Genomic DNA, 16,255 nt, shown 5'->3' on the forward strand with positions numbered 1-16,255 from the left:
CCGTATCGGAGATCAGAAGCGCACGGTGAGGCGGAACGGATCGAGGGCGGCGCGCGGCGGGGGCTGCTTGCGCGGGGCGCCGGCGGGATCGCGGTCGAAGATCATCACGAGCACGCCGACGCCCGCCGCGAGGAGGCCGGCGCCCACGACGATGTCGCCCGCGAGCGCCTGGGCGCGCGCGGCGTCGGCGGCGTCCCCGTCCCGCGTCGGCGCGTCCGACGCGCTCGCGACCCCGAGCAGCCCGATGGCCGCGCCGGCCGCCGCGGTGGTCAGGCCGCCGGCGAGCAGCACGATCGGCACCACGTGGCTCTGCGCATCGTCGGGCGCGGAGCTCGGCGGGGCGCCGCGCAGGACCGGTCTGGCCGCAGCGACGCTCGCTGGAGCGCTCGCCGGAGCGCTCGTCGAGGACACCCGCGGCCCGGCGGGCGCTGCCGGCGGGACGACCTCGCGCTCGAGGCTCAGCACGACGACGGCTCGGCTCCCCGGCGCCGCCGCGACGCTCCGCTCCGCCTCGCGGTAGCCCGGCGCGCTCGCGGTGACCGTGTGATCCCCCGGGTTGACCGGGCGCGGGCGATCGAGCGCCGCCGCGGGCACCACGACGCCGTCGATCTTCACCTCGAGGCCGGCGGCGTCGCCGGGGGAGAGCCGCAGCTCGAGCGCCGCGACCTTGCGCTCGAGCTCCTGGATCGCCTGCCGCGCGAGCTTCTCGTACCCCTTCGTCGCCTGCGCGGACGGCTCGACGAGGAACGCGCGGAAGTTCTCGAGCGCCTCGACGAGCTGCCCCGTCTGCTGCTGGGCCACCCCGAGGCTGTAGAGGGTGATCGGCGCGCGCTTGATCGCGAGCGAGCGCTCGTACCGCTCCCGCGCCTGCTCCCAGCGGCCCTGCCTGGCGAGCTCGGAGGCCTCGATGAAGATCTCGCGCGCGACGGCGACGTCGGCCGCGCTCTGGGCCGCGGCGGGCGCGGGCCCGGCGAGCATCGCGGCCGCGACGAGGAGCGCCAGGACGCCCGAGAGCGCACGCGTCCGCCGCGGCGTCACGGCCTGAACCGCTCCCCCTCGGGCACCAGCGAGGGCCCATCGAGCCCGGACCACAAGATCAGCTCGGTCCCCGTCCACACGCCCACGCCGAAGGTGTGCTGCTTGCTCGCGGCCGACATGCTCGCTCCCCACGCTGCCATCATCGGATCGTACAGCTTCCCGTCTCGCCTGAACGTCAGGCCGCTCCGCCCGCCGGCGATGAGGGCGTGCGCGCCGGTCCACCCGGTCCAGCCGGTGCGCCGCTCGGCGCGGCTGCGATCCGAGGGGGCGCCCTTGTCGTCGATCCCGCGCCACGCGTCGGCCGCCGGATCGTAGATCGCGCCGCTCTTGCGGGCGTTGCCGTCCTGGTCCTGCCCGCCCCAGACGAGGAGCCGATCGCCCATCCAGACCGCGAACGCATCGGTCCTCGGGCTCGGCGCGTCGGCGCTGGGCAGCGACCGCCACACGTCGGTCGTGGGGTTGTAGGCGTACCCCTCGTTCGTTGTCGCGTCGCCGGCTCGCCCGCCGAAGACGTAGAGCTCCGTGCCCGACCAGGCCCACGCGACGCCCTCGCGCGCGGGGGCCGCGCCGGCGCTGGAGGCCGGCGTCCATGCGTCGGCGACCGGGTTGTAGAGCCCGCCGCCGGCGACGGGGGCGCCGCCCGCGGAGCCGCCCCAGATCAGGAGGCGCGTGCCGGTCCACACGCCGATCGGCATCCGCCGCGCCGCGGGGGCGTTCGTGGTGCTCATCGCGCGCCAGGTCCGCGCCGCGGGGTCGTACACGCCGCCGGTGGACAGGCCGAACAAGCTCGTGAACGAGCCGCCGCCCCAGACGAGCACCCGGGAGCCCGTCCACGCCGCGGCCGCGAGCACGCGCGGCGAGGGGGCGCCCTCGTTGCCCAGCGTCGACCACGTGTCGCGCGCCGGATCGTAGAGCGCCCCGTCGCCCACGTCCCCGGCCGACGTGCGGCCGCCCCACAGGAAGAGCGCGCTCCCGATCCAGGTCGCCGCGGCCATCTGCCGCGGCGCGGGCGCGCCGAGCCTCGTCATCGGGGCCCACTCGGGCGTGCACTTGCCGGTGCGGCACTCGCGCCCGCTCAGGCAGGCGTTCCCGCACGCGCCGCAGTGCTCGGCCGAGCCCAGGCTGACGCACTTGCCATCGCAGGCCACGAGGCCACCTCCGCACGGCGCGATGCAGGCGCCGCCGGAGCAGATGTCGCCCCCGCTGCAGTCCGCGCTGGTGCAGCACTGGCGGCACGCGACGAGGCTGCAGCACTGCTCTCCGTCGGCGCAGCCCGTGCTCTTGCACCTCGCGCCGCCGTCTTCGCACACGTCGGTGGTGCAGCCGTCGCCGTCCGAGCAGTCCTCGTCCGAGCAGCAGGCGCGGCAGGCCGCGCCGCAGTCGTGCGGCGCGAGCGCCCCGCACGCGCACGCGCCGGAGGCGCACACCGCGCCCGGCTTGCAGGCGGTGGCGCACGCGCCGCAGTGCCGCGGGTCCCTCGTGAGGTCGGACTCGCAGCCCGGGGCGACCGGGTCGCAGTCGGCGAAGCCCTCGTCGCACACCAGCTCGCCTCGGTCGCAGCGCTGGTGCGGCCCCGCGGCGACGCCGCACGCGCCGCAGTGGAACGGGCTGACCTGCGTGTCGACGCACGAGGAGTCGCACGCGGCGAGGCCCGGGGCGCAGCCGGCGGCGCACGCCGCGCCGTCGCAGTAGGCCTTGTCCGGCGCGCACCGCACGTCGCACGCTCCGCAGGTCGTCGGGTCGATGCCGATCGCCTCGCAGCCAGGCGCGCCGTCGCAGTCGAGGCGCCCGCCCGCGCAGGCGCAGCCGCTGCGGCCATCGCAGATCATGCCGGCCGCGCACGCATCCCCGCAGCTCCGGCAGTCCGCCTCTGTCCCGAGCGTGGCCTCGCAGCCGTCGTCGGGCGAGCCGTTGCAGTCGGCGTATCCCGGAGCGCACCCGCACACGCCGGCCTGACACGCCATGTTCGGCCCGCAGGTGACGCCGCAGGCGCCGCAGTTCGCGGGATCCGAGGAGCCGTCGATCTCGCACCCCGTGTCGTGGAGGTTGTCGCAGTCGAGGAGCGGCGGCGCGCAGGCGCACTGCCCCGCGGCGCAGATGGCGCCCGAGGGGCAACGGAGCGAGCAACCGCCGCAGCGCTCGGGATCGCTCGTGAGATCGACCTCGCAGCCGTTGGTGACGACGTTCCCGTCGCAGTTGTCGAAGCCGAAGACGCACTCGGACGAGCAGTGGCCGCCCACGCAGAGGGTGTTCGGGCACGCCGCGCCGCACGCGCCGCAGTGCGAGGGATCGTTCAGCACGCTGGTGCACGACCCGCCGCAGCACGACTCCCCGTCGCCGCACGCGTTGCCGCAGGCGCCGCAGTGCTCCCGGTCCGTGTCCAGCGCGACGCACGTACCGCCGCAGCAGGCGCCGTCCGGGCAGTCGGGCGCGCAGCCGCCGCCCGTCGAGGTCGCGTCCTGCCCGCCCTCGGAGGGTTTGTCGGAGAGGGCGCTCTCCGCGAGCAGCGAGCAGGCGCCGGTGAGCACGGCCAGCGCGAGCAGCAGCGGCCAGCGCGCGCCGGCCGTGGACCTTCCATGTCGCGCCTCGCGCGCGGGGCTTTCCTGGGAAGACATCGCGACGCTAGAAGTTCGGCCGGGAAGGGACCGGCAAGGCGGCGCCAGAGGTCTTCGCACCCGCCCGCGAGGGCGCGGTCCGTCGGGAGCCGGCGCTCCGGGGCGCCGGCGCGGGCTCCCGCGCGTGGGCGCTCGCGGTGGGGCCCTCCGCCGGTCCGAGGCGGGGCGCGCCGGCCGAGGGCTGCGGCTCGGCCGTGCGCGCCGGCTCGGGGCGGCTCTCGGGCGCGGGGCCCTGCGCTGTCGATGGTGCGGCGGCGGCCTGCGACGCGGCGGTCGGCGCCGCAGGCGCGGGCTCGGCGCTGCCGTCCCGCGCGTTCATGGCGCGCAGGGAGAACAGCGCGGCGCCGAGGATCAAGAGCGTCGCCAGCCCCGCCGCCGCGACGACGGCGACGCGCCGCCGGTCCCCGCTCGGGCGAGCGGCCTCGTGGTGCACAGGGTGTACAGCGGCCTCCAGGTGGTCCTCGCTGCTCCTCTGCGCCCGCACCGCCAACGCCGGCCGCTCGGAGAGGCGCCGCTGCTGCGCCCGCACCGCCGGCCGCTCGGAGAGGGGCCGCTGCTCGCCGTCGCTCAGCCAGTGCATGGCGAGCGAGGTCCCTGTCACGTCCTCCACGACGCCGTTCTCGGTCGCCCACCGCGCGAGCGCAACGCCCATCTCGCGCATGGTCCGCCACCTGTTGAAGCGCTCCTTCCCGAGGCCGCGCGCGATGATGGCCCACAGCGCCTCGTCGCCCACGCCGAGCGCGGTGATCGGCGTCGGATCCTTGACGAGGATCGCCGCGACGAGGTCGTGGTAGTTGCCGCCCTGGAACGGCTTCTGGCCGGTGATCGTCTCGTAGAGCACCACGGCGAACGCCCAGACGTCGGTCTGCCCGTCGACGTCGGTGATGCCGCGCGCCTGCTCCGGCGACATGTAATCGGGGCTGCCGAGCACCGTGCCCGCCTTGGTCATCTCGCCGCTCGCCGTCTCGCTCCACACCTTGGCGATGCCGAAGTCGACGATCTTCGGGGTGATGTCGCCGCGATCGTTCTTCACGAGGAAGATGTTCTCGGGCTTGAGATCGCGGTGGACGATCCTCCGGTCGTGCGCCGCGGCGACGGCGCTCGCGATGGGCAGGAGGATGCGGAGCGCCCCCGTGGGCGAGAAGCGCTTCTTGCGCTCGATCGCCTCGACCAGCTGCTCCCCCCGGAGCACCTCCATCACGATGTACGGGTCGCGGTGATCGGACTCCCCGAAGTCGATCACGCGGACGATCGAGGGGTGATCGATCCGCGCGGCGGCGCGCGCCTCCTGGTGGAGGCGCACCGTCGCCTCGGTCGAGTTGACCTCGCGCCGGATGAACTTGATGGCGACGTCGATGTTGAGGACGTCGTTGTGGGCCAGCCACACCATCCCCATGCCGCCCTCGCCGAGGACGTAGCGCAGGCGGTATTTGCCGCCGATCACGTCGCCCTCGCGGTAGATGCGCCGCGCCGCCCGTCCCGGAGCGGGCGACGGCGTGCTGGCCTCCGGAGGCGGTGTCACGAGGGACGGATCGATCAGCTCCGGATCGAGCGAGCCCGGAGCGCTGCCGCGCGGGAACGCCGCGGAAGCCGCGAACGAGCGGCTCGCGCTCTCGGGCCGCGGGGTCGAGTCCGTCGACGAGGCGGGCGCGGAGATGGAGCGCGGCGGCATGGAGCGATCGCAGTCTAACTTTGCTGGCCTCCCACAGCCATGGTCTCGCGCACCCGTCTGTCGTTGCCTGCCCGCGCGCCGCTGCCTGCCCGCGCGCCGGCGCGCCGGCGGCGCATGGTCAGCGCGTGATCCGTGCATGATCAGCGTACGATTCCGCAGGGATGCGCGCGCTCGCTACGGGTGCACACATCGTGCGACGCGCGCTGGGCGCGGGCGGGGCGATGGCCGGACTTGTGCTCCACGAGGATCTTCACCCGCGGGCCGATGCGCACGGTGAGCGGGCCCGCGTGCTCGTGCACGTCGCCGTCGCAGACGTAGTGGACCACGCCCGACCTGGCCTCGAGCACCGCGCGCTGGGCGATCTTCTCGAACGTGTGCGCCTCGCCCATCGGCCGCGCTCGCCAGATGTCGGGCAGCTTCCTGACGAAGCCGAGCGCGGAGGTGTGGATGCCCAGCATGTGGAAGCTCTCCGGGCGCTCGTCGTGGCGGTGGAACGGGCGGAACCCGAGGCCGATCTGGTCCACCGTGCCGGCGGCGACGGCGAGGTAGTCGCGGTCCGGGAACGCCGAGCCGCCCTCGAAGTGGACGCGGCCCTGCCAGCGCGCGGCGACCTGGGTGCCCGTGTTGAGGAGCACCGCGGCGCTCGCGCGGGCGAGGACCTTCGCGGCCCAGAGCGCGCTCCGCTCCTCGCTGCGGTTGTACTCGGCGATGAAGCCGTGGACGCAGCCGGTGCCGAAGATGAAGCCGTAGTGGGCGCCGATCTGCATCACGTGGCGCTCGACCCAGCGCAGCGGGTCCCGGCCGCGGTCGGTGTAGCGGGCGATGAGCCCCGCGAGCAGGCCGTCGGGGCGCCCGCGGGGGACGCCCACGGCGTTGGCCACGGTGTTCATCGTCCCGCCGCGCAGGAAGGCGATCGGCGGCAGCGGCTCGTTCTCGTAGACGTCGAGGAAGCCGGTGATGGTGACGTGGTTCGTGCCGTCGCCCCCGGAGATGCCGAGCACGTCGATGGAGAGCTTCCTGAAGTCCTCCGCGATGCGGGCGAGGTCCTCGCGGGAGCGCGCGGCGCGGACGACGCCGTGGTCGCCGAGCGCGCGCGCGAGCCGGACCGCCGCGCGGGGATCGCTCAGGTTCTGGCGCGAGCGGGGGTTGATGATGACGCCGATGCCGCCCATCTAGCGCCGGCCTCGCGGCGACTTCCACCGCGGGTTGAGGTGGATCCGCACCACGTCCGCCATCAGGCCGATGTGGGCGCAGTGATCGGGCTTGTCGTCGCCGGTATACCCGCGGACGTGGAAATCGCCGCGGTCGAAGCGCAGGATCATGTCGAGGCCGAGCACGTCGGCGCGGGAGGAGCCCCTCGGCTTGCCCCGCAGCTGCTGCACGATGAAGTTCGCCGTCTCCGCCGTCGACGCGTAGCCGGGCGGCAGGATGGAGGAGTGGCTCATGAACATGAACGCCTCGCCCGCCGCGGCGCGCCTCGCGAACGCGATGAACGGCTCGATCTGCGCGACCTTGAGCTTGTGCTGCTGCTCGTCGGCGTACCCGGCGTGGAGCGAGTCGAGCAGCACGAGGGCGTCGACCCGCTTGCCGGCCGGCTGCCGCAGGATCTGCTCGATCGCGCCGTAGCCCGCGCTCCACGACGACAGGCCGAGCTTGCGGATGTAGGCCTTCTTCTTGCCGGTCTTCTTGGCGACGGCGCGCTCGATGCTGTCGAGCAGGTTCTCGAAGACGTACGGCGCCGAGAACGCGCTCGAGTACGCGCCGGAGCCGATGCCGAGATCGATGCCGACGAGGACGGCGCCTTCGGCGGTCTTCACGAACTCCTTCCGGAGCGCCTCGTGGCCGTGGAAGTGGATGATGACGTCGAAGCCGCCGCGCTTCGTGACCCCGCCCCGGTGGGGCATGATCATCTGCCCGATCGAGGGCGCGCGGGACCACGGGTCGTAGACGCCCCAGCCCGGATCGGGCGTCATGCACGGGTTGATGTCCCCGCGGCGCTTTTTCGAGGGGGCGGCGCGGCTGCTCGTCGCCCCGGGCCTGTCGCGCCGCGCCGCGCTGCGCTGGCCGGCGTCCGAGGCCGCGCCGCCGGCGCCACCCGCACCGTCCGCGCCGCCCGACGGCGCACCGGCGCCGGCTGCCCCGTCCGTCGGGGGCGCGCCGCCCGCCGCCGGAGGGCTGTCGGCCTGCGGCGCTACGGCCAGCGGCGCATCGGCCTGCAGCGCGGCGGTGTGCGTCGCGGGCGGAGCGTCGTCGGCCTGCGGCGCGGCGGCCTTCGGAGCGGCCGTGTCCTGCGCCGCTGCAGGGGGCGCGGCGAGCCACCAGGTGGCGGCGAGCAGCGAGAGGAGCGCCCATCGCCCGGACGGCCGGCGAGCCTGCAGGGGGTGTCTCATGTCGGGAGCGCCTCCATTCCATGGAACGGCGTGCGGATCGAGCGCTCGGTGCAGGGCTGCCGCCGCTGTGTGTTCGCGGCGACACCCCGCGGGAGTTCTGGGGCCGTGCTGGGGGCAGGCACTCCCCCCGCGCCGGCCGGCGTCACGCTGCCGGCGTCACCCTGGCGGCGGCTTCCCCTGGGTGAGGGCGGCGCCCGCATCGGCGGCGGCGAGGATGCGCTCCTCGGCCTGGGAGGCGAGCTTCTCGACCGCCGCCGCGGCGTCGGTGGGGGGCAGCGAGCGCAGGAACTGGATGAACTCGAGCTCGAGGCCGGGCTTCACGCCGCTCAGGACGAGCACGATGGGGATGGCCGGCTTCTCGACCTCGGCGAGCTCCGTTGTGCGGGCGCGCCAGCGGCCCGCGCCGAGGGCGAGGCGGAAGGCCCACTGCGCGCCGAGGCCGATGAGGAGGCCCGCCATGACGCCGGCGACGAACAGGTCGGCGTCCCGCGGGGCGAGGAGGGCCGCGGAGAACCCGCCGATGGCCGCGCCGATCACGAGGCCGGGCTCGCCGCTGTTGTGCGCCGCGGCGGTCTTCAGGATCTCCGCGGCCTGCATGCCCGGGCGCCCGCTGCGGACCGCGTCGCGCAGCGGGAGCAGCGTCGCGAGGCGGCGCATCGAGGCGGCCCGCACGCCCAGGTAGCTGATGAAGAGGGCGCAGACCGTCAGCCCGACGCCGACGCTCACGGCCACGCGCCGCGAGAAGACGCCCTGGGGCAGCGGCTCGCGGACCATCGCGGTGAGCGCGCGCTCCCTGTCGCGCTCCGCGCTCGCCTTGAACGCGGCCTCGGCGTCCTTCGTGGCCTGCGCGACCTTGTCGGCCGGGATGTCGCCGAGGAGCGAGAGCAGCTGCTTCGCCGCCTCGAATTGCTCGGCCTCCGCGGCGCCTGGCGGCGTGATCGCGGCCGCCTTGACGATGGCCTCCCAGGCCGGGATGGCGCTCACCCGAGCCCCGAGGAGCGCCTCGGTCGCCTCGCGGCAGCCCGCCAGGGTCTTGGCCTGCTTGTAGAGCGGCTGGGCCGAGGCCCACGCGCCCTGCTTGTCCGGCTCCTTGGGCTTCGGCGGCGGCGGCGCGTTGCGCGGCGCGCGCCCCTTCGTGGTCGTCGCCGGCGGCGGCGGCGGAGCGGGGGGTGCCTGGCCCGGGTCGGGCATGCGCGCCGATTTCGCGGCCGCCTTGAACAGGTCGATCTCGACGATCAGCTTCTCGCCGGCGAGGGCGCACGCCCGCGCTGGCGCGACGCGGGCCTCGGACTCCTCGGCCTGGCGCCGCGCGCCCGGGTCGGGGACGAGCCTGCCCTCGACGGTGACGAGCCGCAGGACCGCCACGGCGATGCACAGGACGAGGATGGCCGAGGCGATGAAGGTGGCGCGGACCTCCTCGCGCCGGGTGTACTCGTTCACGCTGGCTCCCTCGGAAAGACCGGAGATGGGCAAGGCGCCGGCCGTGTCGGCGCGAGGTCGGCGCGCGCGAGCGCTGCCGCACGGCCGGAGCGGCACGAAGCGCCACGATCGGCGTCGCCGCCGTGACGGCAGGGGGACACCGAGGGAGCGTGAGCCCGTCGCATGCAGTTCACCGTTTAAACCAGATGCCGGACCGATACCACAGCGTCGCTCGCGATGGAGTCCGCTGCGTCCTCGCGGCCTCACGGCGTCGCGGCCTCACGGCGTCGCGCTTGCTTCCGCCGTCGGGCGCGGCGGTCGGGCGTCCCGGAACTTGCTCCGTCCCGGGGCGCATCGTGTAAGGGTCCGGAGAAGGCGTGGAGGCTGCCGTTACATCCCACAAGCCCGTCGAGCCCGCGGTCCCGGCGCGCGCCGCGCTGCCCGAGCAGGGAGCGGAGCCGCCGAGGCGCGGCGCCTCTTCGGAGGCGCCCGGTGAGGCCGCGTCGTCCGGCGTGGCGGCGGCGCCCGACGCCGCGGCGGGAGGGGCGGGCCGGGGCCTGTGGATCTCGTCGACCTACTTTGCCGAGGGCCTTCCCTACGCGATCGCGCACAAGGTGGCGGGGGAGTTCTTCACGGCGGCGGGGGCGAGCCTGGAGATCATCGGGCTGACGTCGCTCTACGGGCTCCCGTGGAACCTCAAGTTCCTCTGGAGCCCGCTGGTCGACCTCCACGGCAGCCCGCGGCGCTGGCTCGTCGGGGCCGAGATCGCGCTCGTCGCGATCGTCCTCGGGCTCGCCGCGGCGGCGCACAGCGGCGCGATCTGGCTCGTGGCGGCGCTGTTCGGGGCGGTCGCCGTCGCCGCGGCGACGCACGACATCGCGGTCGACGGCTTCTACCTGCAGGCGCTCGACAAGGACGCGCAGGCGGCGTTCTCCGGGCTGCGGGTCGGCGCGTACCGGCTCGCGCTGCTCGCGGGCGCGCTCCTGGTGGCGTTCGCGGGCTGGGCGTCCTTTGGCGCTGCGTTCGGCGTCGCGGCGGGCGGGCTCGCGCTGCTCGCGATCGCGCACGCCGCGGGGCTGCCGCGCCCGGCCGCGACGCCCGGAGCCGGCGCCGCGCCCGGAGCCGGCGCCGCGCCAGCAGCGACCGGGCTGCGGCGCTACATCGAGCCATTCCGCGCGTACCTCCGGCAGCCGAAGATCGCGTCGAGCCTGGCGTTCATCCTCTGCTACCGGGCAGGCGACGCGCTCATGTTCGCGATGTCGTCGCCGCTGCTGAAGAGCCTCGGCCTCGACACGGCGGCGCGCGGCAACGTGGGCGGGGTCGGGACGGTCGCCTCGATCGCCGGCTCGATCCTCGGCGGGGTGATCATCAAGCGGTGGGGGCTCTCGCGGACCATCTTCCCGATCGCGCTCGTGCAGAGCTCGGCGATCCTGCTGTACGTGGCGCTCGCGTGGGCGCGGCCGGCGCTCCCGTGGGTCGTCGCGCTCGTCACGCTCGAGCAGCTCGCCGCCGGCATCGGGACGGCGGTGCTCGCGGTGTTCCTCATGCGGCGGTGCGTGGACGGCTACAAGTCGTCGCACTTCGCGATCGGGTCGGCGCTCATGTCGGTCTCCGCGACGTTCGCCGGCAGCCTGAGCGGTTACCTGGCCGCCAGCGTGGGGTTCACGGCGTTCTTCGCGATCGCGTTCGCGGCGTCGATCCCGGGGGTCGTCCTGTCGCGTCTGGTGCCGCGAGACTAATTACCGCGGGTCGGAACCCCGCCAGGGATCTGCCTCGCGAGCGGGGAGAGAGTTCAACGCAAAGGCGCCAGGGTGCAAAGACGCAAAAATGCACATTTGTTTTTTTGCGCCTTCGCGCCTTTGCGCCTTTGCGCCTTTGCGTTGAACTCTCTGTCCGGATCCCAGGGCGGACTCCTGGCGGGTGGAACCAGGTAGATTGCACTCCTCCGCGCGATCCCGATGCAAGAGCCCTCGTCCGCCCTCTCCGAGCCGAAGGCGCGCGCCGACCGCGCGCTGAGCCTGATCTCCCTCGGCCTCCTGGCGCTCCAGGCCGCGCTCGACGCGCCCGCGTTCCCGCGCGCGACGCTCGCCGTCGCCGTGGCCGCGGTCCTCGTAGCGCTGCTCGCGGCCCGCGTGGCGCAGGGGCCGGCGCGCGCCGTCGCGGCGCTCGCGGCGTGCATCGTCGTGGCGATGCGCCTCGGCGTCGTCTGGCAGCTCGCCATGGTCCTCGCGCTCGCGGCCTACGGTGGCCTCTCGCGGCTCGCGCCCGCGCTGCGTCCGCCCGAGGGCTGGCGCGCGGCCGGCGGGCTCCCGAAGCGCTGGGCGGCGCTCGTCGGCGGCGTCACGCCGGTCGCGCTCGTCGGGTGGCTCGCGTTCGCCCGGCCCGACCTCCGCGACATCACCGGCTCGGAGCTGCTCCAGGTGTCGACGCCGGTGCTCATCGCGGGAGGCGCGGTCTTCGCCGTGCTGAACGCCACGCTGGAGGAGGTGATCTGGCGCGGGGTGCTCCAGCCCAGCCTCGCGGCGGCGTGGGGCGCGCGCGTCGCGGTGGTCCTGCAGGCCGCCTCGTTCGGCGCGCAGCACGCGCACGGGTTCCCGCGGGGGCTGCTCGGCGTCTTCCTGGCGGGCAGCTGGGCCGTGATGCTGGGCCTCCTGCGGCAGCGCTCCCGCGGGCTCCTTGCGCCCTTGCTCGCGCACATCGTCGCGGACGCGACGATCGCCGCCCTGGTGATCGGCATGCTCCGCTGAGCGCGTCAGGGCCGGAGGCCGAGCAGCTCGAACGCGCCCAGCAGCGCCGAGCGCGCCCACGCCCCCCGGCCGCTCGACGTGCGCCGCGAGGCGGGCAGATCCCAGAGCCGCTCGAAGTGCGCCGCGAACGCGGCCACGAAGGCCGGATCGCGGGTCTCGAGGTCGGTCTCGAGCCAGGCGCGCGAGAACGAGTTGGGCGTGAAGTTGGCCTGGCCGCCCACGAGCATCGGCCGAGCGCCCAGCCGCGCCGCGGTCTTGAGGTGCATCATCGCCCCGCCGCGCGAGTCGTGCACCCGCAGCGCGAAGCGGTCGGGCCACCGCGCCTCGGCCTCGATCGCGCGGGTGATCCCGTGGTGGTTGACCAGGTTGCGGATGAGCCACGCAGCCGCTGGGGGCAGCGGGAGCGCGTCGATGGAGTCGATCAGCACGCGCACCCGGGCGCCGCGCGCCGCCGCGCGCTCGAGCGCATCGAGCACCGGCAGGTCCGAGAGGTACGTCGTCGCGACGAGGAGCTCGTCGCCCGCCGCCGCGCCGTCGAACGTCTCCGCGAGGCGCGCGCGGATCGCCTCGTGCTCGACGAGCGCGCACGTCTCGTCGCCCGCGACGGTGAGCGCGCCGGGCGGGGGGAGGGGGACGCGCAGGCCGCCGGCGTACCCCGGCACCGGCGCGAGCGTTGGCGTCGGGGAGGCGACCTCCGTCCCGAGATCGTCGGGCCCGCGCGCGGCGCGCGCGGCTTCGGAGATGAGCGCGTGGAGCGCGGCGCGGCCCTCGTCGCCGATCGCCTGCGGGAGGGTGAGCGCCTCGTCGATCGCCGCCATCGCGATGCGCCAGAGCCGGCGGGCCACGGCGCCCGTGAGCCAGAATAGGTTCTCGTGCCAGTCGAACGCCGCGTCGATGAAGTTGTGCGACGTGATCGCGCCGGCGCGCCCGCCGTCGATCACCAGGTTCTTCCGGTGGTCCTCGACGTTGTGCAGCACCTGCCAGCGGTTCTGGTGCTCGACCCAGTCCTCGATCGCCACGCGCGCGTGGTCGAGGTGGAAGTTCATCCGGGGCAGGAGCCGGCGGCGCCGGTCGAACCGCGCGCCGAACAGGCAGGCGTTCAGCACGAGGACGCCCGCGTCCGCGAGGCGCCTCCGCACCAGCGCGCCGCGGCGGCGCGTCAGGGCGGGGTTCGCGGGCGTGTTGCTGTCCAGGATCACCACGATGGTCGCGTCGGGCCGCGCGCGCTTCTTGGCGATCAGCCAGTCGGCGACCGTGTCGGCGTAGGGGAACGCCCCCGGGCGCGGCAGCAGCGTGGTCTGGTCGCCGTTCGCCGCGAAGAGGTACATCTGCAGGACGACGCTCTGCTCGGCGGCCTCGATGAGGTCGCGGCACGCGGAGAGGATGCCGTGGCTGTCGCCGATGTACGCGAGCCCGGAGCTCACGCGGCGTCCGTGCGCAGCGCGCGGCGCAGCGCCCAGCAGAGCGGCCGCGCTCCCGCGAGCCCGCGGCCCTCCAGCTTGCGCGTGAAGCTCTCGGTGCCCCAGCGATCGGACTGCGTCGGGGCGCGCGCGCCGAGCCGCCGCCGCTGCGACGCGTCGAGGCCCAGCTCGCTCCCGGCCGAGGCCACGAGGCGGCGCCAGGCGTCGCCGACCACGCCGTCGACGTACACGAGGAAGGGCAGCGCGAGGGCCGTCTGGATCGCGGCGAGCCAGCGCGGACAGCGCTCGTTCAGGTGCAGGAGCACGCGCTCGTCGATGGCGACGTGCGGCGCCTCCTCGCGCGCGTGGAGCGCCATGATCTCGGCGACGAGCGCCGCGCTCTGATCGGGCCGGGCCTCGATCGCCCGCGGCACGAAGAGCGTGATCTCCTCGAAGTACCACGCGAGCAGGAAGAACGTGCCGGCCGGGGCCAGGCGCAGCGCCGCGTCGTCGCCGCGGCCCCAGCGCAGGAAGCGCGGCGGCGCCGCGTCGCTCGGGTAGAGATCCGGCCGGAGCCTGTGAAGGAGCCGGCGGAACATCTCCGCGTGCGTGCGCTCCTCGGCGACGAAGCGGGCGATGACGGGCGCGGACAGGTACGGCGCGCGGTGGGCCGACCGCTCGAGGTACCGGATCACGTAGCCCTCGAAGTGGATGAACAGCTCGCACGTGAAGCACGCGAACAGCCGGTTGATCGCGACGCGCTGGCGCTCCGTGAGGCCGAGGCCCGCGACGTCCATGTAGTGCGCCTCGGGGATCACCAGCGCATCGGCCGGGATCGGGCGCGTCCAGTCGACGCGGTCCCAGCGCCGGCGCACCGCCGCGTGGAGCCGGTCCTCGCGCGCGGCCGCCTCTCCGTCGTGGGGCGGCGTTCGAGGGCTGCCTTCGTGGCCGTGGAGCGCGGGATCGGCGGAGAGCTGGAGGCTCACGATGGGACCGTCCTCTCGATCGACGCGACCGCGCGCTCGTCTGCGGCCACGGGCGCCGGCGGCGACCACGCGGGCAGCTCGCACAGCCCGCCGCCGAGGAACAGGTGGTGCCACAGCTGCGTGGTGACCACGGCGGTGTAGCTCCCGTCGGCGACGATCCGCCGCGGGGCGAGCGCGGGAAGGATCCGCTGGAAGCGCTGCTCGCGCGCGACCTTCGCGGGCGAGAAATAGCCCGTCTTTCGCAGCGACTCGGGGCTCACGAGCTGCGCGATCCAGCGGGGCTGGGGCCCGAGCGCGCAGAGTGCGTGGGCCTTGAACATCCCCTTGGGCGGGTCGGCGACGTCGCGCGGGAGCACCCGCCGCGCCACCTCGCGCAGGAGCCACTTCTCCCGCAGCCCGCGGAGCTTGTACAGGGGCGAGAGGCCGCTGGAGAGCTCGACGAAGGCCTCGTCGAGGAACGGGTAGCGGTGCTCCACGCCCGAGCGCATCGCCGCGCGGTCGCCCTTGCCCACCAGCAGGTGTCCGGCCAGCATCAGCTTGTACTCCACGTAGAGCGACCGATTCAGCGGATCCCAGCGGCGCATCCGCGCTGGTGCGATGTCGAGCTCGGAGAACGGATCGTGGCCCGCGACGCGCTCGGCCATCGTATCCGAATAGAACAGCCAGCGCGCGCGGGAGAGCGGCTCGTACAGGTCGAGGAGGCTCGGGCGAACGTCGCCGAAATGGTCCTGGAACGTGGGCGCGGGTGTGCCGGGCGCCGCGAGCTCGGCCAGCGTTTTTCGGATCGCGCGCGGCAAGGCTGCGTGGACGCGGGCGAGGCGCTCCATGGCGCGGTGGGTCTTGTGCCAGACGTAGCCGCCCATCGCCTCGTCCGCGCCCTCGCCGGTGAGCACGACCTTGAACCCCCGGCGCGCGGCGCGCTCCGCCAGCAGGAGCACGCACCCGTCGGCCGTGTCCATCACGGGGCCCTCGGCGGCCTCCACAACACGCGGGAGGGTCTCGAGGATCTCCGCGGGCGAGGGCACCAGGGTCTCGAGCCGCGCGCCCAGGCGCGCCGCGCTGCGGGACGCGCGACGGCGCTCGTCGGGCCCGGCGCCGTCGAAGCCGACGGTGAACGACGTGATGGGCGCGTCGCCGCGGGCCTCCCGGGCGAGGCCGAGCACCAGCGTCGAGTCGAGTCCGCCGCTCAGGTACGTCGCCACCGGGCCGTCGGAGGCGAGGCGTCGCTGCACGGCGTCGCGCAGGCAGGCGCGCGTCTCCTCGATCAGCGCGTCGAGCGAGGCGACGCGCCGCTCCTCGCCCTGGGCCGGGAAATCCAGGTCCCAGTAGCGCCGCTGCTCCACCGCGCCGCCCTGCGCGCGGAGGTAGTGCCCGGGCCAGATCGAGCGCACGCCGCGGAAGCACGTCCGCTGCGTGCCCGCGGCGAACAGCGAGAAGACGTGGTCGATCCCCGCCGGATCGGCCTCGGGGCGCACGAGCCCGCTCGCAAGGATCCCCTTGATCTCCGAGGCCCAGAGGAGCCAGCCGTCCGCCACCGCGTAGTGGAGCGGGCAGATCCCGATCCGGTCGCGGCCGAGCAGCAGCGTGCGCGCCTCGCGATCCCAGAGCGCCACGGCGAACTGCCCGCGCGCGCGGGAGAAGGCGCCCTCGCCGGCGTCGAGGTAGAGCCCGGGCCACAGCTCGGTGTCGCACCGCGTGCGCTGCGCGTGCCCGCGCGCCGCGAGCTCGCGGCGCAGCTCGGCGTGGTTGAACAGCTCGCCGTTGTACGAGACCCACACGCGGCCGCCCGCGTCGGCCATCGGCTGGCGGCCGCCCGCGACGTCGACGATGGCGAGGCGCCGCGTGGCCATGGCGATCCCTGGCGCTGAAAAGGAGGCGCCGTCGTCCGGGCCGCGGTGCCGCACGCTCGCCGCCATGCGGTCGAGGCGCGCCGGATCGAACGTGCGGCGCCCGGCGAGGTCCAGCGCTCCGACGATGCCGCACATGAT

The 16,255-nt window shown here is 74.8% G+C and carries 11 protein-coding genes; 2 read left to right on the forward strand and 9 right to left on the reverse strand.

Going from position 1 to position 16,255, the window contains the following annotated elements:
* Positions 1–12: 12 nt before the first annotated feature.
* The 6 genes from WMF29_RS10930 to WMF29_RS10955 form a co-directional block, all read right to left on the reverse strand.
* Positions 13–1,038, reverse strand: coding sequence for a hypothetical protein (locus tag WMF29_RS10930; RefSeq protein WP_437328780.1), 1,026 nt, complete (start codon positions 1,036–1,038; stop codon positions 13–15).
* Entirely contained in the window at positions 1,035–3,653 is a 2,619-nt protein-coding gene (locus WMF29_RS10935) for a Kelch repeat-containing protein (RefSeq protein WP_437328781.1), read from the reverse strand. The genes WMF29_RS10930 and WMF29_RS10935 overlap by 4 nt, the downstream gene beginning before the upstream one ends.
* A gap of 7 nt (positions 3,654–3,660) precedes the next feature.
* A complete protein-coding gene (locus tag WMF29_RS10940) occupies positions 3,661–5,325 on the reverse strand; it encodes a protein kinase domain-containing protein (protein WP_437328782.1) in 1,665 nt (554 codons plus the stop codon).
* 140 nt (positions 5,326–5,465) lie between these two features.
* Positions 5,466–6,497, reverse strand: coding sequence for a diacylglycerol/lipid kinase family protein (locus WMF29_RS10945; RefSeq protein WP_437328783.1), 1,032 nt, complete (start codon positions 6,495–6,497; stop codon positions 5,466–5,468).
* Positions 6,498–7,715 (reverse strand): hypothetical protein, encoded by a 1,218-nt coding sequence (locus WMF29_RS10950; RefSeq protein ID WP_437328784.1) that lies wholly within the window; start codon positions 7,713–7,715, stop codon positions 6,498–6,500. It abuts the gene before it with no gap.
* Positions 7,716–7,871: 156 nt separating this feature from the next.
* Positions 7,872–9,155 (reverse strand): hypothetical protein, encoded by a 1,284-nt coding sequence (locus WMF29_RS10955; RefSeq protein ID WP_437328785.1) that lies wholly within the window; start codon positions 9,153–9,155, stop codon positions 7,872–7,874.
* Positions 9,156–9,511: 356 nt separating this feature from the next.
* Here WMF29_RS10955 and WMF29_RS10960 point away from each other — a divergent pair, with 356 nt between their 5' ends.
* The gene (locus WMF29_RS10960) at positions 9,512–10,873 is read left to right on the forward strand and encodes an MFS transporter (RefSeq protein ID WP_437328786.1); all 1,362 of its coding nucleotides are present in this window, start codon (positions 9,512–9,514) and stop codon (positions 10,871–10,873) included.
* Positions 10,874–11,092: 219 nt separating this feature from the next.
* Positions 11,093–11,881, forward strand: a complete 789-nt coding sequence (locus WMF29_RS10965; RefSeq protein ID WP_437328787.1) for a CPBP family glutamic-type intramembrane protease — start codon at positions 11,093–11,095, stop codon at positions 11,879–11,881.
* A 5-nt stretch (positions 11,882–11,886) separates the two neighbouring features.
* Here WMF29_RS10965 and WMF29_RS10970 read toward each other — a convergent pair whose 3' ends face one another.
* The 3 genes from WMF29_RS10970 to asnB are packed head-to-tail and all read right to left on the reverse strand — an operon-like array spanning position 11,887 to position 16,252.
* Positions 11,887–13,305 carry a phospholipase D-like domain-containing protein gene (locus WMF29_RS10970; RefSeq protein WP_437328788.1) on the reverse strand — a complete coding sequence of 473 codons (1,419 nt, stop codon included), beginning with the start codon at positions 13,303–13,305 and terminating at the stop codon, positions 11,887–11,889.
* Entirely contained in the window at positions 13,302–14,267 is a 966-nt protein-coding gene (locus WMF29_RS10975) for a diiron oxygenase (protein ID WP_437328789.1), read from the reverse strand. Before WMF29_RS10975 ends, WMF29_RS10970 begins: the two co-directional genes overlap by 4 nt.
* A complete protein-coding gene (gene asnB / locus WMF29_RS10980) occupies positions 14,264–16,252 on the reverse strand; it encodes an asparagine synthase (glutamine-hydrolyzing) (RefSeq protein WP_437328790.1) in 1,989 nt (662 codons plus the stop codon). Before asnB ends, WMF29_RS10975 begins: the two co-directional genes overlap by 4 nt.
* Positions 16,253–16,255: the final 3 nt, after the last annotated feature.

It is taken from the genome of Sorangium sp. So ce381 (assembly GCF_051473845.1).
Classification (GTDB): Bacteria; Myxococcota_A; Polyangia; order Polyangiales; family Polyangiaceae; genus Sorangium; species Sorangium atrum.

What these genes read in the sequence shown, in the direction of transcription:
- WMF29_RS10935 (WP_437328781.1), bottom strand. Translation starts at nt 3,653, where the DNA reads ATGTCTTCCCAGGAAAGCCCCGCGCGCGAGGCGCGACATGGAAGGTCC.
- WMF29_RS10940 (WP_437328782.1), bottom strand. Translation starts at nt 5,325, where the DNA reads ATGCCGCCGCGCTCCATCTCCGCGCCCGCCTCGTCGACGGACTCGACC.
- WMF29_RS10945 (WP_437328783.1), bottom strand. Translation starts at nt 6,497, where the DNA reads ATGGGCGGCATCGGCGTCATCATCAACCCCCGCTCGCGCCAGAACCTG.
- WMF29_RS10950 (WP_437328784.1), bottom strand. Translation starts at nt 7,715, where the DNA reads ATGAGACACCCCCTGCAGGCTCGCCGGCCGTCCGGGCGATGGGCGCTC.
- WMF29_RS10965 (WP_437328787.1), top strand. Translation starts at nt 11,093, where the DNA reads ATGCAAGAGCCCTCGTCCGCCCTCTCCGAGCCGAAGGCGCGCGCCGAC.
- asnB (WP_437328790.1), bottom strand. Translation starts at nt 16,252, where the DNA reads ATGTGCGGCATCGTCGGAGCGCTGGACCTCGCCGGGCGCCGCACGTTC.